Origin of the sequence: Neobacillus mesonae (assembly GCF_023715155.1) — a bacterium.
GTDB lineage: Bacteria > Bacillota > Bacilli > Bacillales > Cytobacillaceae > Neobacillus > Neobacillus mesonae_A.
This window is the reverse complement of sequence record NZ_JAMBNQ010000018.1, coordinates 37,560-64,388: the sequence shown is the minus strand read 5'-3', so window position 1 is coordinate 64,388 and position 26,829 is coordinate 37,560. Positions and strand designations below refer to the sequence as shown.

23 protein-coding genes are annotated in these 26,829 nt (G+C 39.6%); 20 read left to right on the top strand and 3 right to left on the bottom strand.

Annotated features, from left to right (window positions below; translation table 11 throughout):
* The first annotated feature begins 326 nt into the window (after window positions 1-326).
* From M3183_RS15405 to M3183_RS15360, 10 genes are all read left to right on the top strand, one after another.
* Window positions 327-1,850 (top strand): NADH dehydrogenase subunit 5, encoded by a 1,524-nt coding sequence (locus M3183_RS15405; RefSeq protein WP_251471028.1) that lies wholly within the window; start codon window positions 327-329, stop codon window positions 1,848-1,850.
* The gene (locus tag M3183_RS15400; protein WP_251471026.1) at window positions 1,847-4,471 is read left to right on the top strand and encodes a DUF2309 domain-containing protein; all 2,625 of its coding nucleotides are present in this window, start codon (window positions 1,847-1,849) and stop codon (window positions 4,469-4,471) included. The genes M3183_RS15405 and M3183_RS15400 overlap by 4 nt, the downstream gene beginning before the upstream one ends.
* Before the next feature lie 72 nt (window positions 4,472-4,543).
* Window positions 4,544-4,915, top strand: coding sequence for a Na-translocating system protein MpsC family protein (locus M3183_RS15395; protein WP_251471025.1), 372 nt, complete (start codon window positions 4,544-4,546; stop codon window positions 4,913-4,915).
* The gene (locus M3183_RS15390; protein ID WP_251471024.1) at window positions 4,915-5,379 is read left to right on the top strand and encodes a carbonic anhydrase; all 465 of its coding nucleotides are present in this window, start codon (window positions 4,915-4,917) and stop codon (window positions 5,377-5,379) included. Before M3183_RS15395 ends, M3183_RS15390 begins: the two co-directional genes overlap by 1 nt.
* Window positions 5,380-5,553: 174 nt before the next feature.
* Entirely contained in the window at window positions 5,554-7,116 is a 1,563-nt protein-coding gene (locus tag M3183_RS15385) for an ATP-binding protein (protein ID WP_251471023.1), read from the top strand.
* Between the two features lie 409 nt (window positions 7,117-7,525).
* Complete coding sequence (locus M3183_RS15380) at window positions 7,526-7,675, top strand: hypothetical protein (RefSeq protein ID WP_251471022.1); 150 nt, start codon at window positions 7,526-7,528, stop codon at window positions 7,673-7,675.
* 12 nt (window positions 7,676-7,687) lie between these two features.
* Entirely contained in the window at window positions 7,688-8,155 is a 468-nt protein-coding gene (locus M3183_RS15375) for a cytochrome c oxidase subunit II (protein ID WP_251471021.1), read from the top strand.
* Between the two features lie 15 nt (window positions 8,156-8,170).
* A complete protein-coding gene (locus M3183_RS15370) occupies window positions 8,171-9,850 on the top strand; it encodes a cbb3-type cytochrome c oxidase subunit I (protein ID WP_251471019.1) in 1,680 nt (559 codons plus the stop codon).
* A gap of 124 nt (window positions 9,851-9,974) precedes the next feature.
* Window positions 9,975-10,610: an SCO family protein gene (locus M3183_RS15365; protein ID WP_251471017.1), complete on the top strand. Its 636-nt coding sequence runs from the start codon at window positions 9,975-9,977 to the stop codon at window positions 10,608-10,610.
* Between the two features lie 2 nt (window positions 10,611-10,612).
* Entirely contained in the window at window positions 10,613-11,170 is a 558-nt protein-coding gene (locus M3183_RS15360) for a hypothetical protein (RefSeq protein ID WP_251471015.1), read from the top strand.
* Between the two features lie 332 nt (window positions 11,171-11,502).
* On the opposite strand, the gene M3183_RS15355 is transcribed toward M3183_RS15360, so the two are convergent.
* Window positions 11,503-12,720: a helix-turn-helix domain-containing protein gene (locus tag M3183_RS15355; RefSeq protein ID WP_251471014.1), complete on the bottom strand. Its 1,218-nt coding sequence runs from the start codon at window positions 12,718-12,720 to the stop codon at window positions 11,503-11,505.
* Window positions 12,721-12,847: 127 nt separating this feature from the next.
* On the opposite strand from M3183_RS15355, the gene M3183_RS15350 reads away from it, so the two are divergent.
* A complete protein-coding gene (locus M3183_RS15350) occupies window positions 12,848-14,146 on the top strand; it encodes an MFS transporter (protein WP_251471013.1) in 1,299 nt (432 codons plus the stop codon).
* Between the two features lie 59 nt (window positions 14,147-14,205).
* Entirely contained in the window at window positions 14,206-15,756 is a 1,551-nt protein-coding gene (locus tag M3183_RS15345) for an NAD(P)H-hydrate dehydratase (RefSeq protein ID WP_251471012.1), read from the top strand.
* Window positions 15,757-16,065: 309 nt separating this feature from the next.
* On the opposite strand, the gene M3183_RS15340 is transcribed toward M3183_RS15345, so the two are convergent.
* Window positions 16,066-17,277 carry a CynX/NimT family MFS transporter gene (locus tag M3183_RS15340; protein ID WP_251471011.1) on the bottom strand — a complete coding sequence of 404 codons (1,212 nt, stop codon included), beginning with the start codon at window positions 17,275-17,277 and terminating at the stop codon, window positions 16,066-16,068.
* 204 nt (window positions 17,278-17,481) lie between these two features.
* Here M3183_RS15340 and M3183_RS15335 point away from each other — a divergent pair, with 204 nt between their 5' ends.
* Together M3183_RS15335 and M3183_RS15330 are read left to right on the top strand one after the other, a co-directional pair.
* Window positions 17,482-18,267 (top strand): arginase family protein, encoded by a 786-nt coding sequence (locus tag M3183_RS15335; RefSeq protein ID WP_251471010.1) that lies wholly within the window; start codon window positions 17,482-17,484, stop codon window positions 18,265-18,267.
* Between the two features lie 171 nt (window positions 18,268-18,438).
* Window positions 18,439-18,762 carry a nitrous oxide-stimulated promoter family protein gene (locus M3183_RS15330; protein ID WP_251471009.1) on the top strand — a complete coding sequence of 108 codons (324 nt, stop codon included), beginning with the start codon at window positions 18,439-18,441 and terminating at the stop codon, window positions 18,760-18,762.
* 97 nt (window positions 18,763-18,859) lie between these two features.
* Here the strand turns inward: M3183_RS15330 and M3183_RS15325 are convergent, their stop codons facing one another.
* Window positions 18,860-19,222, bottom strand: a complete 363-nt coding sequence (locus M3183_RS15325; protein WP_251471008.1) for a DoxX family protein — start codon at window positions 19,220-19,222, stop codon at window positions 18,860-18,862.
* A 149-nt stretch (window positions 19,223-19,371) separates the two neighbouring features.
* Here M3183_RS15325 and M3183_RS15320 point away from each other — a divergent pair, with 149 nt between their 5' ends.
* The 6 genes from M3183_RS15320 (at window position 19,372) to M3183_RS15295 (ending at window position 26,818) form a co-directional block, all read left to right on the top strand.
* Complete coding sequence (locus M3183_RS15320; protein ID WP_251471006.1) at window positions 19,372-20,916, top strand: glycine betaine uptake BCCT transporter; 1,545 nt, start codon at window positions 19,372-19,374, stop codon at window positions 20,914-20,916.
* Window positions 20,917-21,038: 122 nt separating this feature from the next.
* Complete coding sequence (locus M3183_RS15315) at window positions 21,039-21,803, top strand: MerR family transcriptional regulator (RefSeq protein ID WP_251471004.1); 765 nt, start codon at window positions 21,039-21,041, stop codon at window positions 21,801-21,803.
* Between the two features lie 174 nt (window positions 21,804-21,977).
* On the top strand, window positions 21,978-22,991 hold the full coding sequence (locus M3183_RS15310) for an ABC transporter ATP-binding protein (protein ID WP_285879967.1): 1,014 nt from the start codon (window positions 21,978-21,980) through the stop codon (window positions 22,989-22,991).
* On the top strand, window positions 22,972-23,940 hold the full coding sequence (locus M3183_RS15305) for an ABC transporter ATP-binding protein (protein WP_251471002.1): 969 nt from the start codon (window positions 22,972-22,974) through the stop codon (window positions 23,938-23,940). The genes M3183_RS15310 and M3183_RS15305 overlap by 20 nt, the downstream gene beginning before the upstream one ends.
* Window positions 23,941-23,991: 51 nt before the next feature.
* Window positions 23,992-25,608 carry an ABC transporter substrate-binding protein gene (locus M3183_RS15300; RefSeq protein ID WP_251471001.1) on the top strand — a complete coding sequence of 539 codons (1,617 nt, stop codon included), beginning with the start codon at window positions 23,992-23,994 and terminating at the stop codon, window positions 25,606-25,608.
* Between the two features lie 202 nt (window positions 25,609-25,810).
* Window positions 25,811-26,818, top strand: a complete 1,008-nt coding sequence (locus M3183_RS15295; protein ID WP_251471000.1) for an ABC transporter permease — start codon at window positions 25,811-25,813, stop codon at window positions 26,816-26,818.
* Window positions 26,819-26,829 lie beyond the last annotated feature (11 nt).

Sequence of the window (26,829 nt, the reverse complement as noted above, 5' to 3'; positions counted from 1 at the left end):
TCTATAAATGTAGATTTGCTTTAGCATAAAGTTAATTTAATTGACTAGATGAAAAAGTAAAATCTATAGATTAGAATAATGCAATAATTATAATAATTATATCTCAGGTAGACTTATTAAAGAACCATAAATTGGCTAGTTAATAGTAAACCGACATTTTTCATAGAGTAATGGTTTTATTTGGAACCATTGCTCCTTGAGAATGTCGGTTTTTTTGTTTCTAAAAATCAAATGAAAGAGTAAAGAAAGGAAAATTCCAAAATGAAAAAGAATCTTATTTTCGGAGTTTTGGCAGTTTCCGACCATTCAGTTCATAGGGGGGAAGCATGATGTTCAGTTTCCTGCCAGCTATATTTTTTATCATACTTACTATTTCACTAATAAGTTCAATAATGCTGTTAAGCCGGAAAGTTCCGCAGCAATTTATTCCATTTCATACTGGTATCATAACAATTCCTCCATTAATTGCTCTGATAGCTCTTTTTACGAATCATGAGAGTATGAATTATGGTCCTTTTCGTTTCGATTCCTTATCATGGCTGCTGGCGGCTTTTGTTCTGACAATCGGATTGATTGTACAGCGTTATTCTATCCATTATTTACTTGGTGATTACTGCTATCGAAAATATTTCACATTATTGACATTCACTACCACAGCGGATGCGTTGGCCTGGATAAGTGATGATTTGCGCCTGCTTTTAATGTGCTGGGGAGCTGCACTTCTAGGGTTAACCATGCTGATACGATTGAAAAAAGAATGGAAGATTGCCAAGAATGCTTCAAGTGTGTCCGGACGGATGTTTGCTCTCGGATGGGCAGCCTTACTGACTGCTGTTGTATGGATTGCACAGGCTGCGGGTCACTGGAAATTGTCTCTCGTTCTTAGTGAAAATGGCCTTGCCCAATTGGATTCATGGGAGAAAACCTGTATTAACCTTCTTCTAGTTTTAGCTGTTGTTATTCCAGCTGCACAATTTCCGTTCCAAAGATGGCTGCTTGATTCAGTAGTTGCGCCAACACCTATTTCTGCAGTCATGCATGCGGGAATTGTCAATGCCGGCGGGATCATATTAACTCGTTTTGCCCCGCTTTTTAGCGGTGATATAGCACAGATAGTTCTCCTTATTTTATGCAGTATTTCGGTTTTGATTGGTACTGGAATCATGCTTGTACACGTTGACTATAAGCGGCAGCTGGTAGGCTCAACCATTGCCCAAATGGGATTTATGCTGATTCAATGTGCATTGGGTGCCTATATGGCTGCCATCATTCATGCTGTTTTGCATGGCTTGTTTAAAGCAACCCTATTCTTACAGTCTGGTTCCGCATTACAGCATAATCATTCAGTTAGTCATGCATCAGAAAAACCATCTTTATTATGGACGATAGCTGGAGGGATTTTAGGTCTTGGTTTTGGAATTATCTTCTGGCTAACTTCACCGGGGGATGCTTATCAATGGATTAGTGCTCTTATTCTAGGCTGGTCGATCATATTAGCATGGTCCCAGCTCGTCGGTTCTGGATATGGACGAATCGGGCGAATTACGGGAATTGTCTTTTTTGCGGGTGCGGCATTGGTATACAGCCTTATCCATCATATGTTTGGTAAGCTGCTTAATCAGGCTGTTCAAACTGGAACACAGCCGCCGGGACCTGCTGTTATCATTTTATTCATCTTTTTACTAATAGGCAGTGCAGCATGGCTCTTAGCAGCACGGAAACGTTCCTCATCAGCTTTAGCTGTTATCTATCTATGGCTGGTACGTCTAGGTGAACCTAAAAAAGAGTTGGTGGAAAGTCATCCAACCTATCTTTCACAATTATTATCTAAGGGGGGGCATTTGCATTGAGTACTGCGTTAACCTTATCCAAACCAAACCATTTGGAAAGTGAAATAACTTATCAGGACCTCGATATACGAGAATTAACTGCATCGGCAAGCAACGTGATTGTACCGCTTGGCCCAATCAATACGTTTGCAGCCCGCCACCCTTGGGCAGGATTGGAGAACAAAACATTTGAGCAGGCAGCGCGGCAGTTCCAGGATATAGGTGATGTCGAATTATTCCCAAATGACACCATTTTAAAATCTGCAAGTAATCATGGAGAAATTAATCAGGATTACCTTGAGTCGGTACTCATTCGTTGGCTTGATTCACAGTCTTTGGGAATGTCCCGAGAGGCTGCAGAGCGGTTCTGCAGGGGAGCGTTAAAACTGAATCAGCCGCACAATAAACAGCTTCCAATTTCACAGGTAAAAAATCTAGTCAAAAAACTAAATCAATTTAAATATCAAATACCAAAAAAGCATTCGGTTTTAACTTATAGCCATCGCTTGGAAAAAATGGGCCAAAACAGTGTCGCAGCAGAGCTTAATCAACAGTTGATTAAATGGTGTAAGCTATATTTAGATGAAACACAGGCTGTCTGGTCCATGCCAAATCGTGAAAAAGGCTTCTATTGTGCGTGGCGGAATTTAGCCCAGCATGACCCTTCCTTGACGAAGTCTATCCGGAAACAGTTAAAAGATTTACATTTAGAGGCGGAAGAGGCTTTAAAAGAAGCAATAGCAGGACTTGAAATCCCAATTTCAGATATCAAAGGATATCTAGAGGCACATTTACTTGCATTGCCAGGATGGGCAGGAATGATGCTTTGGCGTTCGCAGCAGAACCCTGACGATCAATCATTATTAATGGAATATCTGGCAGTCCGAATTTCTTTGGAACAACTTTTAATAAAGCCATATCTTCCATTACCAGAACAAAAGCAGGAAGATTATGTGCTGTTAGAACCATTAATAGAGGCTTGGTTTAAGTGGGGGGATATGCCAATCAAAGCGTGGGCACAATTATCCGCTTCAGAAATTAAAGCGCGATTGATTCTAGCTTATCGGTTTGATCAGATTAACCGCCGCAAGCTTTGGCTTGAGGCATGGGAAAAGACTTACGAAGATGAGTTGAAAAAACTAATCACAACAGAACACTCTTCTAAAAAAATAATTGACAAACAAGCTGTGGCACAATTTTCTTTTTGCATTGATGTTCGTTCCGAGCCGTTTCGCCGAAAACTTGAAAAAGCAGGTCCGTTTGAAACCTTTGGAACGGCAGGCTTTTTCGGACTGCCGATTGAAACGTGTGAACTAGGCAGTCATCACAAACATGAATCTTTACCTGTTATGTTTAGACCACAATATATGATCAAAGAGACGGCATCAGAAAATGAATTGACAGAATATAAACAGCGCAAACAGGCAGTAAATTCACTCGGCTCAACATTTCAAACACTTAAACATAACCTGCTGGCAAGCCTTGCTCTGCCGGAAGTCAGCGGGCCGTGGCTTAGTCTGCAAACACTTGGCCGTACCTTTATTCCAAGGAAAACAGGCACAGCCATTCGAAAAATGCGTGATTCATGGCAGAAAAGGCCTGAGGCTGAGTTAACACTTGATCATACTCACAACATGGAAACAAAGCTTCCAGTTGGATTTTCTGAAGATGAAAAAGTACAATTTGCTCTGCAGGCATTAAAAACTATGGGACTAACTGAGGGCTTTGCACCTTTAGTGGTGATTTGCGGTCACGGGAGCCATAGCACGAATAATCCTTATGCCTCTGCTTTAGATTGCGGTGCTTGCGGAGGGGCATCAAGCGGCTTTAATGCACGGGTTTTGGCTGCTTTGTGTAATCTTCCTGAAGTAAGGCAAGCTCTTGCTAAGGAGAAAATTGTCATTCCGGATGAAACGATTTTTGCAGCAGCAGAGCATGTCACAACACTTGATGAATTACGTTGGCTATATGTTCCGGAGCTTTCAAAAGCAGCGAAACATGCATTTGAACAAGTCAATTCTGTATTGCCAAGAGTTAGTCAAGAAGCAAATGCGGAGCGATTGGTTAAATTGCCAAGTGTCGATGCTGTGGGTAAAGAGGCAAAAGCAGAAGCTGAGCGGCTCGCGGAGGACTGGAGTGAGGTCCGTCCTGAATGGGGACTTGCGCGAAATGCTTCGTTTATCATTGGCAGCAGAGCACTGACTGAAAAATGTGATTTAGAGGGAAGAGCGTTTCTTCAAAACTACGATTGGAGAAAAGACCGAAATGGTGCCTTGCTGGCTAAAATTATCGCAGGCCCGGCAACGGTTGCCCAGTGGATTAACCTGCAATACTATGCTTCCACTGTTGCACCACATTATTATGGAAGCGGCAATAAGGCAACGCAGACTGTCACTTCAGGTATCGGAGTCATGCAGGGAAATGCCAGCGACTTATTAACAGGTCTTCCTTGGCAGTCGGTTATGTCTTCCGATGGAGAGGCTTATCATTCACCATTAAGATTGCTGGTCGTCATTCAAGCGCCAAATGAATATATCGAACGACTGCTCAGTCAGGACCGTGATTTTCGCCAAAAACTTAAAAATGGCTGGCTCCGTCTGGCATCCATTGATCCGAAAGGAAACTGGAAAAGCTGGTCCTAAATGCTTTCTAGAATAATAAATAAAAATTTTGGAGATAGTGGAATGAAGTGAAAATTGGGAAAGGGGTTTGTTATGGATAAATCCAAAGGAACCGTTGAATCTGAAATCAGCAAGGCTTTAACACATTGGGAGAAAAGTTATCTTGGACGCGGTTCAGTCTCCGTTAAATCAGATATCCTAAGAGACATGATTATTGTTCTATTGCAAGGTATTTTAACTCGTGCAGAATATTCATTATGTCAGGATAAAGAGGGACTGCTATCGGTTAAGGAACATCGAAATAGTTTGGTTGAAACCGGAATAGAGGATTTAAAGCAAATTATTTTATCCATAACAGGTCTGGAAGTCATTAGTTTTCACACTGATATTAGTACCCGAACAGGAGAAAGAATGATGGTCTTTAAGCTATCCGAAGATTTGCAGCAAAAATGGGAGGAAAGCTGATGAAAGATGTTCAAAAGAAAATTTTATTTACTGTCGGTCAAGAACAAAAGGTCGATCCTTTATTGAAGCAGCTTCCAGCTGTTGATCCCAAAAATACCATTCTTATTCAAAGCTATGGGCCGGTGACATCGCCGTTTGGTGATAAGATGAGGGATATCATTACTGCCGTTTATCAGGAAAAAGTAGATGAAATAATTGTTGCCACTGTCAAAGATGAACATAAAAATACATCAGATATTATGGAAGCAATAGTTAAAAATAAAGAATTAAAGGATAGAATCCAAACCGTAGAGTACCTTTTTAAAAATTGTGCACCCGAATTTCCTGAAGGAAACCTAAGTGAATGGCTGGCGGGATGTTCAGCAGAAAAAAGAGAAAGCAGTATTGACGTTATTCGTCATCATCCATTGCTGCCTTCCAATGTAAAAGTGACACTAATAGAACTGAATCAAGTAATTTATTAAAGAACAGCGGAAGCTAATTTTCCGCTGTTTTTTACGTTTTCCAACAAGGTTGTAGTATTTTATTATGATTTAGTAAAATTTTCTAGTAAAATATCTTTAAGGCACTAAATATTTAAATTATTAAATTATTGAAAAAGCAAAGCAGCAAAAGATTTTCAGAGAGGAGCTCTTTTCATGAAATATGAAGAAGCAGAGAATGTAGATTCAAACAGCGACAGTCATTTAAGCCAGTTAGCATCTGTAGGACAAATTGCAGCAGGAATTGCACATGAAGTAAAAAACCCATTGACTGCAGTAAAAGGTTTTCTGCAGCTGCTTCAACAGGAAGAAAAACACGAATATATTAATATTGCCCAAACTGAATTAGATCACGCTCTATCAACATTAAATAATCTTTTACAGGTCTCAAAACCTGACTTGGAAGATGAACCGTCTCAAACCATCTATGTATCGGTAGAATTGGAATCCGTTTTAAATCTTTTTCAAGATAAATTGTATGATATAGAGGTCATCACAGATTTTAAAAATACAAATATCGGAATCTATGGGAAAAAGAATCAATTTAAAAAGGCCTTTTTCAATCTGATTAAAAATGCGATAGAATCAATGAATGGAAAAGGTACTTTGACGATTACACATGAAACCATTGATGGGGAAGTGGTTGTAAAAATTAAGGATACAGGGGTAGGAATTCCCGAGGACAAGCTTTCATTATTAGGGACTCCTTTCTTTTCGACTAAGGCAGACGGAACAGGAATGGGGCTGACACAGGTTTTTTCAGTCATTTATCAGCATGGCGGAAATATTGCCGTTGAAAGCAGTGAAGAATATGGCACAACCTTCACGATAAAAATGGTACAGCAAAGTCAATTGATCCAAAGAGGAGTGAATAAGTTGTCACTGCATTATGAAGAAGGTTATTCCATTAAAGATTTCATTTTCGAGAATCGGCATGCATTTGAACACAGATTATTAGATGAAGCAATCAATGTGAAAGATAAAATTGAGGAAATACATAAAATCGGGAATATTAATTTATTAGAAAATGCACATAAACTAGTTTTATATGTTGTTAATGAACAAGCTCATGAATTAATTTTATTTGCAAAACAGGAAGGAATAGCATGGGCAAAATATTCTTTGACACTTGCCTTTAAATTGGAATGGGTGCAGGCTATAAGAAGAACACTATGGGATTTTCTGTATAACTATGATTTATTAAGCAAAGTAGAGATTGACAAGGAAGCATTTTATGCCATGGAAAAGAACATAAATGAGCAGATTGATCAGTTTCTTACATATTTTTTTATCAGTTATTCGAAGTATAAGGATGAATTGCTTGATAGGGAAAGGAAGCTTGTTGAAAATCTTTCCGTCCCAATTATTCCAATTAATCCTCAAATCTGTATTTTACCGCTCATTGGCCGGCTGGACCAGCAGCGAATTATCCCGATTCAAAATAAGGTGCTTGATGAAATTGAAACAAACCATATTCAAACATTAATCATGGATCTTTCTGGTATTGCCTATATGGAAGTGGAGGCAACGGATAATTTTATAAAAATCATTGATGGGATTTCCATGATGGGATGTAAAACGATTCTGACGGGTTTACGTGCTGAAATGGTGAAAAGTTTGATTGCTTCAGGTATTAGTTCAAATTCTCAAATAGAATATAAAGGAACTCTCAAACAGGCATTAAATGATGTGTTTTTAATGAATGAACTGTCAATATAACTCAATAGATTGAATTAAAAGCTGTGTGGATTCTCCTAATCCCGCAGCTTTTTATTATGAATTTAGTCACTTGAGATGGCGATAGCGTCCAAAGCATTATCCACCGGCTTTGCAGGTACGGGGCTCGTTTATTGAAATGGCAAATTCACAAATTTGTCATTTTTGATTTTTGGGCATTTTTTTCACTTAAAAACCTATTTTACAAAAATAAAAACTCGCTTTTTTAAGTTAAAAACAGTGATAACAAGGCATTTTCAGGAGGTTGGAAAATATTCACCCCAAAGCTAAAAGTAAAAATCTGTCTTTTTTAGTGCTGAAAGTCAATTTGAAATTGTGATTCAGTTCACTTCTTTGAGAATGGTTCCTAATTATTATATAGGTAAGAACTAATTAAGGGGGTTGAAACCTGATGAGCTCAACAAAAGTTCACAACCACAAACAAACAGGTGGAGAAAAAGAAACACCAAGAACGGGAACATGGATTTCCCTGGGCGTGGTTGCAGCAGTTATTCTTTTTACGTATTTAGTGTTATTTGGATTATATATGGGAAGAGTTTAGGGGGGATACAGAATGAAGATGCATAAAGATGAAAAAATCTGGCTGGCATTGAGCTTCAGTATCATGATGATTTTCATGTTAATTACAGGCTATCAAGCTGTTGCGGAAGGAATGGAACCACCAAGTAACACTGATTACATTGACCCACAAAAAGTCGACCAAACAGCGCCGTTTGATAAGCCGGGGATTAAGCAGATTGGTGATAAAGAATATGAAGTTGTCATGACAATGCAAGTATTTAGCTTTAATCCTGGAAACATTGAAGTTCCCGCTGGATCAACTGTACATTTTATCTTAACTTCAAAAGATGTTGTCCACGGTTTTGAAATTGCCGAAACCAATGCTAACGCAATGGTAATGCCAGGCTATATCCAAAAGGTTACTCAGAAGTTTGATAAACCGGGAAGTTATTTAGTGCTATGTAATGAATATTGCGGTGCAGGCCACCAAATGATGAGCACAACTATTACAGTTAAGTAAAGGGGGGAAAGGCTAATGGAAACAGCAATCAATCAAACATTTAATACAAAGGTTAATAATTTACTAGGTGTTAATAAAGAAGACGCAAAAATTTCAAAAACATATTTATTTGTATCATTTGTGATATTGTTAATTGGTGGATTTTTAGGTTTAGCACAAGGTTTAAACCGTGCAGGTCTTTTGGAATTGCCATCGTGGTTAAACTATTATCAAATTCTTACAATGCACGGTGTGTTCATGCTTCTTGCATTTACTACTTTCTTTACATTCGGGTATCTCTATGCAGGTCTTTCTCATGAACTGGGAGGTCTTCTTCCAAAGGTCAGAAAGATTGTCTGGACTGCGTTTGCAGCCAAGATTATTGGTGCAGTATTGGTTGTTATTCCAATCCTGATGAATGAAGCATCAGTAATGTACACATTTTATCCGCCTTTAAAGGCACACCCAATGTTTTATATCGGTTTGGTATTTTTCGCAGTAGGTATGTGGCTATGCAACATCGGAGGATTTATCCAAGTAGCAAATTGGCGGAAAAATAACAAAGGTAAGCATGTTCCAATCTTTTCTTACTTTGCGACTGGTATTAATATCCTAATGTTTTTTGCACTTATTCCTGTAGCAATCGAAGTTCTAACGCTTATTCCTTGGTCTATTGGCTGGACTAAGACCGTTAATGTTATGGTTTCTCGTACGTTATTCTGGGCATTTGGACATACGCTCGTTAATATCTGGTATTTAACAGCCACTTCTGCATGGTATGTCATTGCTCCGAAATTAATTGGCGGCAAACGTTGGAGTGATACATTAACCCGCGTTGTTATTATTGCCTTGGTCATTATGAATATTACTGGTGGATTTCACCACCAAATCATTGACCCTGGTATTTCTCTTCCAGTTAAAATGATGCACGTATTTATGAGTTTAGCAATTGGTTTCCCATCATTAATGACAGCATTTGCAATGTTTGCTGTATTTGAAAAAACAGCAAGAAAGCAAGGAGGAAAAGGACTTATCGGCTGGTATAAGAAAATGCCATGGGGCGATGTCCGCTTCTTAGCACTATTTATCAGTATGGCTTCCTTTATTCCAGCAGGTGCCGGTGGTATCGCGCAAACAACCAACCAATTGGACACAGTTGTGCATAATACGATGTGGATTGTCGGCCACTTCCACTTAACACTTGGTGTGACGGTCGCATTGGCATTCTTTGGTATTAGTTATTGGTTAGTTCCATATATTTCAGGACGTGTTCTAACACCAAAAATCAATAAATTAGGTGTCATCCAAACTTGGATCTGGACAATTGGCATGATCTTTATGTCAGGTTCCATGCATACAGTAGGGTTATTCGGATCACCACGCAGAACTTCTTATACAACATATGGCGATCATGCAACTGCATTAAGCTGGGACCCATATATGATGGCATTAGCTATCGGGGGAACATTGTTAATCATTGGTGTAATCCTTCAAGTGTATGCTGTGATCAACATGATGTTCTTTGCACCAAAAGGGGAAACAGAATTTCCAATTGCGGATGTCGAAGAAAATGCTTCTCCAACTCCTTACTGGACAGAGCGCTGGGGTATCTGGATTATCGTTATGCTAATCGTTGTAGCAATGGCATATGTCATTCCATTATCAGAATTTATTCTTAACGGACCTCCAGGATCTCCAGGATTTAAAACTTGGTAAAAAGAAATACAGAAACGCCCTGGTCAGCGGCTTATGGCGTGAACTGGAAATGAATTTTTAAAAAAGAGATAGCTCGATAGATAGGGCTGTCTCTTTATGCTAAATTAAGCAGGAAGTGATCATAATGATCAAGAAAAATTGGCAAACCACATTAGCTGGCATCATCGTAATTATATTTGGTTTTAGTCTATTCTTTTTTGGAACAGATGGATTTACTGCCTATACCGCAGAGAAGGCAAGAGTGAACAAATTAATGCATGATCGACCGAAATTTCCAAATGTCAACTTTGAAGACAGCAAAGGTCGGGAATATTCGATTTCTGAATTTGAAAATAAATATGTATTCGTTACATTTTTATATACATCCTGTACAACGGTTTGCCCGCAGCTTGAAATGAATATGTTACAAGTTTATAAAAAAATACCAAAAAAATACTTGGGTAAAGATATAACCTTCTTAAGTATTAGTTTTGATCCGGAGCGGGATACGCCTGAGACATTGGAAAAATATCGAACTTATTTTCATAGTGATGGGGAAACTTGGAGAATGGCTAGAATTCCAAATCATAAGGAATTGGATACTTTACTGAAGGCATTTGGGGTTATTGTCATTCCTGATAAAAATGGAACGTTTGCCCATAATTCAGCTTTTTACCTAGTGAATAAAAAGGGTACATTAGTGGATGTTTTAGATTATAAGAAACCTGACGAAGCAGCTAAAACAGTTATCAATATTCTTAAACAGGAAGAAGGGGAGTAATCATGACGCAATTACTAGTAGGTTTATTTATGATTATTTTCCTGGCTCTTCCGCCGGTTGCGAAGATAATGGAATCCGTCATGATTATCCATATGCACATGCAAATGCCAATGCTTATTATTGCTGGATTTCTAATAGCGAAGTTTTTTCAAGAACGTTATCCCGGCTTTTTTGAAAAATGGAATCGAAACGGCCTGCCTGGTATTATGTTATTTATCATCATCGTTTCCTTTTGGACTTTACCGAGAACAATGGATGAAGCATTAAATGAAGCAGGAATGGAAATCTTTAAATTTATCAGTTTACCATTATTAGCCGGAATTCCCCTAAGGGATAGCTGGAAACGACTAGGAAAGATTGGCAGGAACGTTGTTATCATTCTCTTTACCATTTTGTTTTTTGTTATGGGGTGGTTATATGTTGATGCACCTGTACAGCTGTGTAATAATTACCTCGTTATCGATCAAATCATCCTTGGCTGGGGATTCCTAACAACCGCCATATGTTTTGTGATTTATCTAGGGTATATTTTGTTTGTGGATCCATCTAAATATGAATAGTGATATTAAAAAGGCAGCGCAGGGCTGCCTTTTTTCGTGGGTTGATAGTTGAGTGAAAAAATTATGGTTTTGAATGGATTAAATTTTTGTGGTATGGATAGTTACGAAAATAATCAGATTTCGGGCACATAATTTTGAGGAAAAAGCAGAGGGCGAGGACTATAAAGGTCCCATAGAACGCGAATACAAGGAAAGAGCAGAGAACCTCACACTAAGAGAGGTTCATAGAGTGCGGACAAAAGAAAAAAGGCTGCCTCCATGCACTAAAAAATTATTATGCTGTGTTTCAAAGTCATAAGCAACTTAAATCCTGACGCGAATTACAGCGAATTTCATTTTTTAACAGAATTATACGTTTCGAGAGCAAATTCCTTGTATGGTGTAGGCGGCATCTCCTCAAAATGTTTAACAGCCGTTTTTGCCTCCCGCAATGCTCTTTCTTGATTACCAAGCCCAGCGTGGCAAAGTGCTTTATACGAATCTTTTATATAAAACAAGGATAAATCATATGGATGATGAGCATAGTCAGGGATTTCCACTTCCTCCAGACAAACGAGAGCTTCATACAGCCTGCCTAAACCAAATAATGATTTTCCTTTTTCTAGAAGGAACCAAGCCCTGTAGTCTTCATCTGTTTTCGAATCGGATAAATATTTATCGATTATGCCAAGGGCCTCGTGGTATTTTTCCTCCTCTGAATTAAGTGACAAGGCTTGAAAAAGATCATAAAAAATAAGGGATTGCTCATCCTCGGTAAAATCGCCGTATTGCTTTAATTTTAATAAATAGTGCTGCTGCTGTTCCTTATCTTTTGTCATTAAGCCATGTGCTGCAGCAAGCCTGTATAAATCATCAATCCGATAAAAAATTCGATGCTCTTTTGAAAATTGAATTGCATTTTTCATTACAGCCGCCGCCGCCTCCGAATCACCGATAGCGAAATGGAGGATAGCTTCATGATAATCCAAGTCAACCCTTGTCATAGGGTCAATAAAATGGTGTTTGGCCTCCAATTGTTTTCGTTCCTGTAAAAAGATACTTAAAGATCCTGAATAGTCATGTTGAATAAATTTTACCATTGACCAGAAGATTCCAATACCAGCCCGTTTAGATGTCAGATTCATGTCATCATACAGATTAGCCGCTTTTTTGGATAATTCCTGCCATCCGTCCTGCTTTTCCTGATAAAGACTTCGGCAGTAAATCTCTAATAAACGTGCAGATTCATATCCTTGTGAAAGGCTTTTAATATAGGGCTCAATCAGCGCAATTAGTTGTTCAAATTTGTTTGGTACTTCCGCTTTATTTAGATTAAAAATTTTTTCTGCCTCATCCAGCAATGCCCGCAGTTTCTGAGAACTGATATCCTCAAGGAGTTCGCTTACTTCCACCCCCAATCTCCCGGCGATATAAGATAAGCTTTCTATTGATGGATTCGCCTTATTATTTTCGATTAAGCTGAGCATTCCCTTAGTCAGCTCGTCACCAGCAAGAGCTTCAAGTGTCATCTTTTTTCTTTTTCGTATTTCTCGAATTCGTTCACCTAACATTAAAATATTTCACTCCTAGACTAATTTATCAATTGGTTTAATTATATTAAACTTTAGCTTGAAAAGGAAGAGGATGCCATGATATAATTTGTTTAATAAAATTAAACATTTAGAGGCGGGGGTTTAATTGAAAAATTCATTAAAGGTAAAAAAGGCCACATATCATCTTTGGACGTTAACAGTTAGCAAAATGATTTCTACTTTTGGTGCACAGGTTTATGCATTTGCGATTAGTTTTTATATTTTGCAGGCAACAGGTTCTGCAGCAAGTTTTGCAGCTAATTTAATCTGCAATATATTACCGCGGACCATTGCAGCACCGTTTGCAGGGTACATTGTGGATAATTATTCGCGGAAGAAGATTGTTATTTTTTCACAAATTGCTTCATCCTTGGCAATTGCCGGACTGCTCATTGTTAGTTTTAAAACGGGCTTGTCTTTATCCGCTATTTACACTACCTCATGCATCTTATCCCTAACATCCATTTTTTCCGGTGTCGCTTTTTCCTCTTCTATTACAGGTCTTGTTGATCAGGACCGGATTCAAAAAGCCATGTCTTTAAATCAAATGTCCATTTCCTTTGCATCTATTGGAAGCCCAGCAATTGGGGGACTGTTGTATGGAACAGTATCAATGTCAACGTTTCTCTTTGTATACATGGCAGCATCAAGTATAGCGGTAATTTTAGAATCTACCATGAATTTTAATCTGTTTACCAGCAAGAATACAGAAGATGATGAAAAAGAACCAATCTGGGAAAGTATGAAATCTGGGATTGATTATATCAAAACACAATCACTATTGATGATTGTCCTATGGATTGCCTTGCTAATTAACTTTTTTTTTGGTGCCTATCAGGTTGGTTATTCATTTATTCTGATTGAAAAATTAAAAATGACATCTCAGCAATTTGGCTTGACAGAAGGGGCTTTTGCTGCCGGAATGTTATTGTTGTCGATATATTACACGGTTCGGAAAGAAGTAAGATATCCATTACTAGTGTCAAAATGGGGGATTCTAGGTATGGGGGTTATTATGATGGCCATTTCGATGCCATTAATGCTGAAGTTTCCTCATCACATAATATTTGCCTATTATATGGTGCTTCAGCTGGGGCTGGGAGCAATGGACATGACGACCAATACGCCAATCATGGTTATTTTGCAAAAACAAATTGATGACCGTTTTAAGGGAAGGGTATTTTCAATATTGGAAACAATGGCAATGGCATTGATGCCGATTGGAATGGTGTTATTTGGTTTCTTGTACGATGTTTTTCCAGCACAATGGACTATTATTGTCTCTTCTTTGCTGTTTATCGGTGTTATTCTTGTCCTTGCAAGACCTTCAGTCATTCGAAGAATTCATCCAGAACTGAGCTCAAAAAAGGGTGTTAAAGTGAAAAAAGTTCCTTCAAGTGTTTAATTTTGACGTAAGATTATCTTTATAATAGAGATAAGCGATATAGAAGGGGCGGATGTACAATGTTTGCAGCAGGTCAGAAGGAAATGCAGCAAATGGACCAGTATACAATGAATAAAATAGGGCTGCCCGGAGTCGTTTTAATGGAAAACGCCGGGGCGGCTGTTGTTGAAGAAATTTTAAGATGCGCTTCATGTGAAAGTCCGAAAGTAGTGGTACTCGCGGGGGGAGGAAATAATGGCGGAGATGGTTTTGTCATTGCCCGCAGGCTGTTTGATTTGGGCCTCAAACCATCGCTGTGTTTATTGGCAAGTCCAGCACGGCTTAAAGGGGATGCGAAAATTCAATTTAATGTATATGTTAATCGAAAACTGCCGATTTTTTACTTTCAAGAAAATACTATCAAAGACCTTCGAAATGTATTAGACCGAGCAGATATTATTGTCGATGCAATTTTAGGAACAGGTGTCAATGGTCCGGTTAGACCGCCTTTTGATTCTGTCATTTCGATGGTAAATGAGTACCACGGAGAAAAATTAATAATTTCTGTTGATATTCCTTCTGGGGTAAGCAGTGATAACGGTAAAGTGGCTGGGGCTGCGATTAAGGCTGATAAAACCATATCGTTTGTTTTCCCGAAAAAAGGATTTTTCCTGCAGGATGGTCCCAAGCATATAGGAGAGTGGAAGGCAGTTGATATTTCTGTCCCCCCTTCCATTGCAGCGGATTTGGAATTTGATTTGCCAAAGGTGATTACGGAAAGTTTAGCGAAAAAATGTATACCTGTCAGGCCTCAGCAGGGACATAAGGGGACGTTTGGCCATGTGCTTGTCGTTGGCGGATCGCTGCATTTTGTGGGAGCGCCGATTTTTACAGCAAAAGCAGTGTTAAAGTCTGGGGCAGGCCTTGTCACATTAGCGGTCCCGAAAAATATCTATCCTATGGCTGCTGCACAGAATCCGGAATCCCTGTTTTTACCATTGCCAGAGGCGGATGGCCACTTTGCAGAAGCAGGACTGGAAGAACTAGCAGGAAGGTTGTCACAGTTTGACAGTATCGCTATTGGACCTGGGATGGGCCGGTTTTCCGGCGGTGAAAAATGGCTTGGAACCTTGTTTGGTTTATTGGAAAATCAGTCCGTGGTGGTGGATGCAGATGCCCTTTATTTACTGCGTAATGAGCTGGATAGGATCAGGCAGTATAAAGGAGATGTCATTTTTACTCCGCACCCTGGAGAAATGGCTAGGTTATTAAATTGTACAGTGAAAGAGGTGGAAGAGAACAGGTTAGATGCTGCCCAAAAATTTGCCAGGGAAAATTCCGTTTATTTGCTGTTAAAAGGACATCGTTCAGTGATTGCTGGTCCTCTAGGTGAGGTTTATATTAATCCATACGGTCATGATGCCTTAGGGAAAGGTGGAAGCGGCGATGTACTGACAGGTTTGATTACCTCTTTTTTAGCTCAAGGGGCAGGAGTTTTGGACGCTATAGTGGCAGCTAGTTATCTCCATGCAAAGGCTGGGGAGGAGAAAGCCAAAACTTTATCCCATTATGGGGTAACACCGCTTGATATTATTGATGGGGTGCGGGAACAGTTGAATTTAATTGGATAATGGAGGGGCGTAGCCGTTTGGGCTGCTCCTTTTTATGAGGACAGAAATAGTTTTCAGTTTCTGCGCAGAGTTCTCATAATCACTTCATGAGGAGAAAAGGGGTTTCTAGTTCCCGCGCAGAGTCCTCATAACTGCTTCATGAGGACAAAAAAGGATTCTAGTTCCCGCCTAGGGTCCCCATAACCGTTTCATGAGGACAGGGAAGGACGCAGAGTTCTCATAAACATCCCATGAGAACAAGAAAGGGCTCAAGCCCACACCAAAAGTCCCCAAAAATAAGAACATTTCCGGACCCGGATTCCTTTTAAGTTAATTATTAACCGCCGTATCCTTTACCACGTATTGATTCCGTGCAGCTCCAACACCTGCAATTGTCATGAGGACAACCACAACGCACAAAATAACCAGCGGTATGATCCAGGAATGTGTTTGGTCAAATAAAAAGCCGATGAGGCTTGGTCCAATAGCCGCGAGCAAGTAGCCAATGGATTGTGACATCCCGGATAAATCAGCTGCCTGCTTGGCACTTGTTGTACGCAGGCCAATCATGGTAAGTGCAAGACTAATGCTTGCCCCCTGGGCAACTCCGATGAAAACAATGGATAAAACAATCATCCAATAAGCCGAGGCGGCAATTAGTCCTAAAGTTCCGGTTAAGTAGCAGGCTCCGATTACCAGAACTAGGCCTTTCTGATTTTGAAACCGTCCAGCCAGCACCGGTGCGAAAAAAGTTGCCGGCAAACCGACGATCTGCATCAAGGACAGCATCCATCCGGCTGCGGATAAACTCATCCCGCTGCTTTCAACTATTTCTGGTATCCACGCAATGGTAGAATAGAAGGAAAAAGATTGCAGACCCATGAAAAAAGTCACCTGCCATGCGATAGAGGAACTCCATAATGCTTTAAAAGAAGAGTGGCCGCCCTGAGAAGCGGTTCTTTTGCTCATTTTCCCCCGAAGCTGCGGCACCCAAATAAAGATAGTAATCAAGGTGAGGATTCCCCAAAAAGCAAGTGCTTTTTGCCAGCCTAGTCCTAACCCTTGAGCAAGAGGAATACTGATTCCTGATCCAAGTGCTGCAAATGCATTCATGGATGTGGTATAGATACTGGTCAAAATCCCGACTTTATCAGGGAATTTTGATTTAACAATGCCTGGAAGCAAGACATTCCCGATGGCAATCCCAATACCGACTAATAAGGTGCCTAGAAAAAGAGCGGTAATCATTCCTGTTGATCGAAGGACGATTCCGATTAATAAAACAATTAATCCAAGCAAAATTGTCCGTTCATTACTTAAAGTCTGGCCGATTTTTGGTGCCAGAATAGAAAAAACGGCAAAGGAAAGCAAGGGAAGTGTTGTAATAAAGCCTGCTGTTCCATTGGATATACTTAAATCCTCACGCATTAAACCAATAATAGGACCAATTGATGTAATCGCCGGCCGCAGGTTAAAGGCAATAAAAATGATTCCGATGATTAAAAAAATGTGGTACATCTTTTGATTTTCATTTTCGTTCATCTGTTACCCCCAAATTTGGCCAAAAAAGTCCAGTTTATTAAACTATTATAACTATTATTATGTAGAAAATTCCAATTAAAGAGTCCAAAGGCAGGAAAATGGATCCATTTGCTAAAAGTGATATAATAGTAGATATAATTCTAATTCATATATAACCAGCTGATGCCTTATACTGAAATGTTTTTTTATAGGAGATGAAGGAACATGGGGTTAATTAGAAATGGGATTAGTATTATGCATTTTGATGAAACATATTATGCACAATCAAAACTATTAAACTACAAACATGAAGACCTTGATTTTCGTCACATTCAACATGTTAATTTATTTTGCGAAGAAGATTCATTAACTATTTTAAAACGGTATTTGAAAAAAAGAGCCCAGATGGGAATTACCTTTATTGGCAGCGGAAACTTTCATTATATGACGTATTTAATGTTAAAAGAAATAACTAAGCCGTTCACCCTCGTATTATTTGACAACCATCCAGACCTTGGGATGGGTGAGGTGCAAGGTGAGAGTTTGCTTTCATGTGGTTCATGGGTCGCTTATGCCCTGAATGACATCCCTTTATTACAGCAAGTTGTCATCATTGGACCAACTACGATTTCAAAGCATCCTATTCAGCATCGAAAAGTGACCATTTTTCCGCTTGACGAACGACATCATTATTCATTAAAATCAATTTTATCCACTATTCATACTCAAAATATTTATATCAGTATCGATAAAGACGTGTTGAATACGGCTGAAGTAGAAACCAACTGGGATCAAGGTATGATGAAACTTGATACACTAACCCACTACTTGGAAATGCTTATCAAGAGCAAACAAGTAGAAGGGATAGACATTTGCGGTGAGGAACATATTTCTCCAGTTGACATGGTTCTGCCTGATTATCAAGCCATGATTCATAAAAATGAACACGCAAACCTTGAAATATTGCAAACTTGTCTAAAAGCAGCACAACAAAAAACAATAGGCGCATAGAAACTCTGGATCCAATCTCAGAGTTTTTTTTTTGAATACGAACAATCCAAAAGTTCATATTTCTTCCATAAAATTGTTTCAATTCTGTAAATGTTCCCCGAAATTCACGATGTCCTTTTATGATAATGTCAAGATAAGGAAATGGATTTTAATCGGAGGGAGTCATACAGTATGGGAGCACGTTTATATGAACTGAATACCGGACCGAATATCCTGAAGGAAAAAGAATTAGTGAAACAAATGATTGAACTCTATTGTCATAAGGAACATCACCACGAACAATTATGTAACGAATGTCAGGAATTAAGAAATTATTGTTTATTGAAACTCTCATTTTGCCGCTTTGGTGAGAATAAACCGACATGCTCCAACTGCAAGGTTTATTGCTTCAGTCCTATCTACCGTCAGAAAATGGATACGATTATCAGATACCTTGGGCCATGGCTTCTCGTATATCATCCAATATTTATTTTTAAATATGTGTTAAATAAATAAGGAGCGAAGTACCAAAGATTCTATCAGCTGTACAGCACAATAGGATTTCTGGTACTTTATTATTTGATATTCACAAATAATTTACATACAACTTCAGTTATGGATTTCGGTTATAAAGGATGATCAACAAAACTAATATGACCATATCAAGTTTTGAGTAAAAGGCAAAATTAAGCAGACCAGAATTTAAGTAGGGCAGTTTTGTAATCAAGATGGCAGCAATCATAATAGCTATTAACGGAACAGTTGCTGTTTTGACAGATTTATTTACTAAAATAAAAATACCACAGCCAATTTCTAAAATAATGACAAGCTTTAGCATCATATTGGGATAAGGAAGACCAAAACTAAGAAAATGATTAGCAGTCTCCGTATTCAAGAGCTTCATTAGCCCGGAAATAATAAAAACATAGGCAACCACATATCGAATAAGTTTCATCGTTGAAAAAGATATACTCATTGTCCAGCCTCCTTTTTGTTCAACTGTATGCAGGAGGGAGGACAAACAATACCAAAAGAAGACTTATTTTAAATGGCATTTTTAGAATAGGATGTTTCGTCTTAAAGAATACTTTGAATAGGATGTTAGATGGGAAGAGGTGTTCTTTTATGAAAAAGACGACGAGAGTTTTTTGGGTTGCACTTGTAGTTTCGATTCTGTTCATTATTTGGGGAGTCGTTCCGAAAGATGTTCTCCCAAATGGAAATTTACAGCATGTGACGAATGTGATTCAAACTTCTATTATTGAAAAGTTTGGCTGGTTTTATCTTCTCTCAGCAACAGGATTTCTTGTGTTTTCTCTGACCATGATTTTTACCAGGTACGGAAATATTAAACTGGGCAAGGATAAGGACGAGCCTGAATTTGGCATCTTAACATGGTTTGCCATGCTGTTTAGCGCAGGAATGGGTATAGGTCTTGTGTTTTGGGGTGTGGCAGAGCCATTATCACATTACTATGATCCTCCAGCGGGAAAGGGACAAACAACAGAGGCGGCCAAACTAGCGGTGCGCTACTCGTTTTTTCATTGGGGCCTGCATCCATGGGGAATATATGCGGTTATCGGCCTAATCCTTGCGTATTTTAATTTTAGAAGAGATACACCTGGGGTCGTCAGCCAAATATTAAAACCAATATTCGGTGACCGGGTAAATGGTCCGCTTGGAGTATTGTTTGATTTTATTGCCATTTTTGCAACAGTTTTCGGAGTTGCCACATCATTAGGATTTGGTGCGACGCAGATCAGTGGTGGTGTATCCTACCTGTTTCCGGCAATTCATAATACTTTTACAACCCAGCTTATCATTATAATCATTGTGACGTTTTTTTACATGTTATCAGCATCTACAGGTTTAGAGAAAGGAATTGCATTTCTTAGTAATGCTAATATCCTTTTAGCCATCTTATTAATGCTGTTCCTGCTTTTTGCAGGGCCAACCAATTTTATTATGGATTTATTTACAACAACACTTGGGGGTTATTTACAAAATTTAGTTTCGATGAGCTTTAGGCTGAGTCCTTTCGAACAAAATACGTGGGTGCAGGATTGGACGATTTTTTACTGGGCGTGGTGGATTGCATGGGCGCCATTTGTAGGCACCTTTATTGCAAGGGTGTCAAAAGGAAGAACAATCAGGGAATTTATTATAGGAGTATTATTGGTTCCGACATTGTTTGGTGCTTTATGGTTTTCTGTATTCGGAGGTTCAGCCGTATGGCTGGAATTTTTTAAGCATGCGGGAATTAATGAGATTGTGAATAACCGAGGACAGGAAATTGCCCTTTTTACGGTGCTTTCTCAATTTCCACTTGGAACAATCATGTCTTATATTGCTATCTTTTTAATCGGAACGTTCTTTATTACCTCAGCTGACTCCGCCACATTTGTGTTGGGAATGCAATCAACTGGGGGAAGCTTAAACCCGCCAAATCGTGTAAAGCTGACATGGGGAGTTATTCAATCTGCATCTGCTGCTGTATTATTATGGGCAGGCGGTTTGGAAGCACTGCAAACGGCCTCCATTATCGCAGCATTCCCTTTCACCATTATCATGATTCTGATGATTTTTTCCTTAGTAAAATCACTGAAAGTGGAGAAGAAAGTATTCCGTGAAAAATTGATTAGACGAATTAAAGAAGCAACAGAAGAGTAATGAAGATACATCCAGTGGTGTCTGACAACGGTGTCAGGCACCCATTTTTATTTAACTGTAAATTCATGATTGACCTTAACGCAGCGTAAAGGTGTATCGTAAAATTACGAGGAGGTGACAAGTTGGAGTATACCGTGCAGAAGCTGGCAAGTTTGGCGGGAATCAGTGCAAGAACTTTAAGATATTACGATGAAATTGGCATGCTTAAGCCTGCTAGAATAAATTCATCAGGTTACCGAATTTATGGCCGGAAAGAAGTGGATCTGCTGCAGCAAATTCTCTTCTACCGCGAACTTGGATTAGCTTTAGATGATATTAAAATAATCGTAAAAAACCCTGCATTTGATGCCTCCCAAGCACTAAGAGAACATAGACAAAAGCTCCTCGAACAAAGGGAACAATTAAATAGACTAATCGAGAATGTCGAAAAAACAATCGCACATTCAGAAGGGAGATTCGAAATGTCGGATAAAGAAAAATTTGAAGGCTTTAAAAAGAAAATGATCGATGAAAACGAGAAAGAGTACGGTAAGGAAATTCGTCAGAAATATGGAGGGGATACAGTAAATCAATCAAATGCCAAACTTCAAAACATGACGGAGCAACAATACGATGAAGTCACAGCCTTGGCTGAACAAATAACAAAAACTCTTGCAGAAGCGATGAAAACAGGTGACCCGGCTGGAGAACTTGCACAAAAGGCAGCTAATCTGCACAAACAGTGGCTTAAGTTTTACTGGCAGAAATATAGTAAGGAAGCCCATGCTGGCCTGGCACAAATGTATGTGGATGATGAAAGATTCAAAGCCTACTATGATAAAGAACAGCCTGGAACTGCTGAGTTTTTAAGAGATGCCATTCTTCATTATACAGGAATAAAGCCTTGATGATCCTGGCACCTGACCCCACGGCGGAACTGTACCCGCTATGGTGTTAGGTGTCTTTTTGAATTTATATCCATTTTTAAGTTTTTTTAGGGTACATAGTATGTTATAATTACCGTAATATTTAGTATATTATGATATTTTTGATAAATAAAAAATGAATAGGCAGGTGGAAATATGAGTATTGAACCTATTCTGCAAATAAAGGATTTAAAGGTATCTTTTCAATCTGGGAAGAAGTTCCTGCCAGCAGTTGATGGAATAAACTTTGACTTAAGAGAAGGGGAAATTCTCGGGATTGTAGGGGAATCTGGGAGTGGTAAAAGTGTTACATCCCTCGCAGCCATGGGGTTAATTCCTTCCCCACCCGGAAGAATTGAGGAGGGGGAGATCATTTTTGATGGAAAAAACCTCAAAGATCTCCCTGAAAAAGAGTGGCGGAAAATACGAGGCAATCAAATTTCAATGATTTTTCAAGAACCAATGACATCTCTTAATCCATTGTTTACCATTGGCAATCAATTAGTGGAGGCTATCCGATTACATACGACAGTTTCAAAAGCAAATGCGAAAAAACAAAGCATTGAATTATTAAAACTGGTGGGGATTCCGAGGGCAGAGGGGATTTTAAAAGAATATCCCCATCAGCTCTCCGGAGGTATGCGTCAAAGGGTCATGATTGCGATGGCTATGGCCTGTCATCCGCGGGTACTGATAGCGGACGAGCCGACTACAGCTCTTGATGTCACTATTCAGGCGCAAATTCTGGCGTTAATGAAGGATTTAAATCAAAAAACCAACACTTCCATTATTCTTATTACCCATGATTTAGGGGTTGTCGCTGAAATCTGTGAACGGATCATCGTAATGTATGCAGGGCAAGTGGTCGAACAAGGAGATGTTCGAACCATCTTAAAAAATCCACAGCATCCTTATACAAAGGGATTATTGAAATCGGTTCCAAATCTAAAAAGCAAGAAAGAACGCCTTTACAGCATACCTGGAACTGTTCCCACACCAGGATCTGTTCCCAAGGGCTGCCGTTTTGCTGCAAGATGTACCGAAGTATTTGAAAAATGCCAAAACGAGACACCAGATTTATATAAATTAGAAAACGAAGGACATGAAGTGCGCTGTTTCCTACATACATTGAAGGGGAGGAGAGACGAACATGCCGGAGTTACTTCTTGAGGTAAAGGGACTAAAAAAATATTTTTCGATAAACGGCGGTATTTTAGGAAGAAAACAGGGGGAAGTGAAGGCAGTAGATGATATTTCTTTTTCCGTAAATAAGGGTGAAACATTAGGGATTGTCGGGGAATCCGGTTGTGGTAAATCAACAACCGGGCGCCTTCTTATGCGGTTGATTGAAGCAAGTGACGGATCCATTGTTTTTGAGGATAAAGAAATTACCAAAATGTCTAAATCAGAGTTGCGAAAGGTGCGCCGTGATATTCAAATGGTATTTCAAGATCCATATGCATCGCTTAATCCAAGGCATTCTATCGAACAAATTTTAGAAGAGCCATTAATTGTCCACGGAATCGGAACGAAAGAGGAGCGGCGAAAGCAGGTAAAAGAAATGCTGGAGGTGGTTGGGTTAAGCAGTTACCATGCAAAAAGATACCCCCATCAATTCAGCGGCGGCCAGCGTCAGAGAATCGGAATTGCACGAGCTCTAATGACAAAGCCGAAGCTGATTATTGCGGATGAACCGGTTTCTGCACTTGATGTGTCCATCCAGGCACAGGTGCTTAATCTGATGAAGGATATCCAGACAGAATTCCAGCTCACCTATATATTTATTGCTCATGATTTAGGGGTAGTCCGCCATATCAGCGACCGGGTAGGCGTGATGTATTTAGGAAGATTAATAGAATTGTCAGAAGGAGAAGAGCTGTATGACAACCCGCTGCATCCTTATACGAAAGCATTGCTTTCGGCGGTGCCGATTCCTGACCCGGATGTGAAAAAGGAAACCATTTTAATCCAGGGAGACCTTCCAAGTCCGTCTAATCCTCCTTCGGGCTGTGCTTTTCATACAAGATGCAGCGAGTGCATGGACATTTGTAAAACGACAAGACCAAAGGAACGTGTTGTAAATGGTCATTATGTTGCCTGTCATTTATATAAAGAGTGATGGGCCGCATTTATGATAGAAAAATAAAACTTTAGGGGGTAAGAAAACTACATGAAGAAAAGGACGTTAAATATGCTGCTGATAGCATTATTAGCCATCAGTATGTTTTTAGTTGGCTGCAGCAGTGAAACAAGTAACGAGGCAGGCGAGAAAAAGAAACCTCAAGAAGGAGGTGCTCCTGCAAAGGATACGCTTGTTTATGGCCGCGGCGGTGACTCTGTTTCACTAGATCCAATTACCACAACGGAGGGGGAAACCTTCAAGGTAACTATTAATATTTTTGAAACCTTATTAAATTATGGAGAACAGGATACAACCATTCACCCCGGACTTGCCGAAAAATGGGAAGTTTCCGATGATGGGTTAACGTATACGTTCCATCTTCGTCAAGGGGTAAAATTCCATGACGGCACCGATTTCAATGCAGATGCTGTGATCTACAACTTTAACCGCTGGATGAACGGGGATGCAGAGAAATTCCCTTACTACACTATGTTTGGCGGCTTTAAGAAGGATGAAGGGCACGTCATTAAAGACATTAAAGCCCTTGATGACCATACGGTACAATTTATTTTAAAAAGACCGCAGGCTCCATTTTTGAAAAACCTGGCTATGTCTATGTTTGGAATTGCAAGCCCCGCAGCACTTGAAAAATATGGTGATGACTTCAGAAGCCACCCGGTTGGAACAGGTCCATTCAAATTTGTCGAGTGGAAGCCAAATGACCGTATTGTGATTGAAAAGAACCCAGACTACTGGGATAAAAATCTTCCGAAGCTGAACAAAATTATTTTCCGCGTGATTCCGGAAAATACAGCGCGTCTTAATGCTCTTGCAAACGGCGAAATCGATGTAATGGATGGATTAAATAATTCTGATGAAGCCACTGTTTTAGCAAACGATAAGCTGCAAATCATCGAACGTCCATCTATGAACATCGGCTATATTGGTTTAACAACTACTCGTAAGCCATTGGATAATAAGCTGGTTCGCCAGGCGATTAACCATGCAATTGATAAGAAAACGATTATCGATGCGTTCTATGGTGGTAAAGCGCTCCCGGCAAAAAACCCAATGCCTCCTTCTATTGAAGGGTATAACGACGCCATTGAAGATTATCCGTTTGATTTAGAAAAAGCAAAGGCCTTGTTGAAAGAAGCAGGATATGAAAAAGGATTCGAAATTGACCTATGGGCAATGCCTGTAGCACGGCCATACATGCCGGAAGCTCAAAAGGTTGCTGAGGTTATTCAAGAAAGCTTAAGTAAAATTAATATTAAAGCAAATATCAAATCAGTGGACTGGGCCACTTATCTGGAAAAAGCAAATAAAGGTGAGTTTGACATGTTTATGCTTGGCTGGACAGGTGATAACGGAGACCCTGACAACTTTATTTACACATTGTTAGACAAAGACAGCATTGGCAGCAATAACTATGCACAATACAGCAATGACGAGCTTCACAAAATTTTAATTGAGGCCCAAACTGTTGCTGATCAAGAAAAGCGTAATGAGTTGTATAAGAAAGCACAAGAAATTGTACATGAGGATGCCCCATGGGTGCCGCTTGTTCACTCCACACCGCTTTTAGCGGCATCAAAAGACGTGGCAAACTATCTGCCGCATCCTACCGGTTCTGAGTGCTTAAGCAAAGTCGAATTTAAATAAGCAGCAATAAAAGGGGGAGGTTTCTTGCCTCCCTTTTTGGTAACAATTCTATTTGAAAAATGGTTATCCGCGAATTTTTGGTATTTATCCGCGTATTTGAGGAAGATCCGCGGATTGCAGCAGGATATCCGCGAATCATGGCCATTTATCCGCGAATCCAAAAAAGAGTAACTGTTGGAAAGCCTAAAAAGGGGTGAGTATCGTGCTTACGTACACAGTCCGGAGAATTTTTTCATTAATTCCTGTTTTAATCGGCATGACGCTGGTTGTTTTTGCTATCATTCATGCTATTCCAGGGAACCCGGCACAGGTAATTCTTGGACAAAGAGCGACGAAGGAGTCCGTTGCGGAACTGACAAAGCAGTTAGGACTGAATCAGCCATGGTACATACAATATTTTGACTATATAAAAGCATTATTGCATGGAGATTTAGGAATCTCACTTAGGACAAGGGTGCCGATTAATGAGGAAATCTGGCCTTACTTAACGGCAACAATTGAGTTAACATTAGTCGCTATTATTATTGCTGTCATAATCGGGGTGAATGCAGGGATTATTAGTGCTTGGTTCTCGAAATCATGGTTTGATTATGCCGCAATGGTATTTGCGTTAATCGGTGTTTCCATGCCAATTTTCTGGCTCGGTTTAATGGGGCAATGGGTGTTTTCGATTGAATTAGGCTGGCTGCCCACAACTGGAAGAGAGAATGTCAGGGATCCGGTTACAGCGGTAACGAATATTTACTTACTTGATACCCTTTTACAGGGAAGGTTTGATCAATTTACTGTGGTATTAAAGCATTTAATTTTACCAAGTGCTGCACTTGCCACCATCCCCATGGCGATTATTGCCAGAATGACGCGGGCAACGATGCTGGAGGTAATGAAATCTGACTACATTCGTACTGCCAGAGCAAAAGGGTTAAGAATGTTCTGGGTAGTGTATAAACATTCGTTAAAAAATGCCATTATTCCTGTCCTTACCGTTATCGGCCTGCAAACCGGACTGCTTTTAGGTGGAGCAATCTTAACGGAAACAATTTTCGGCTGGCCGGGCATCGGCAGATATTTATATGATGCGATTGGTTACCGGGATTATCCCGTTATCCAGTCTGGTATTCTGATCATAGCTGCCATCTTTGTTTTCATTAATTTGGTCGTTGATCTATTATATGTCTTTATTGATCCGCGAATAAAATATACCAAGTAAGGGAGGGGGAG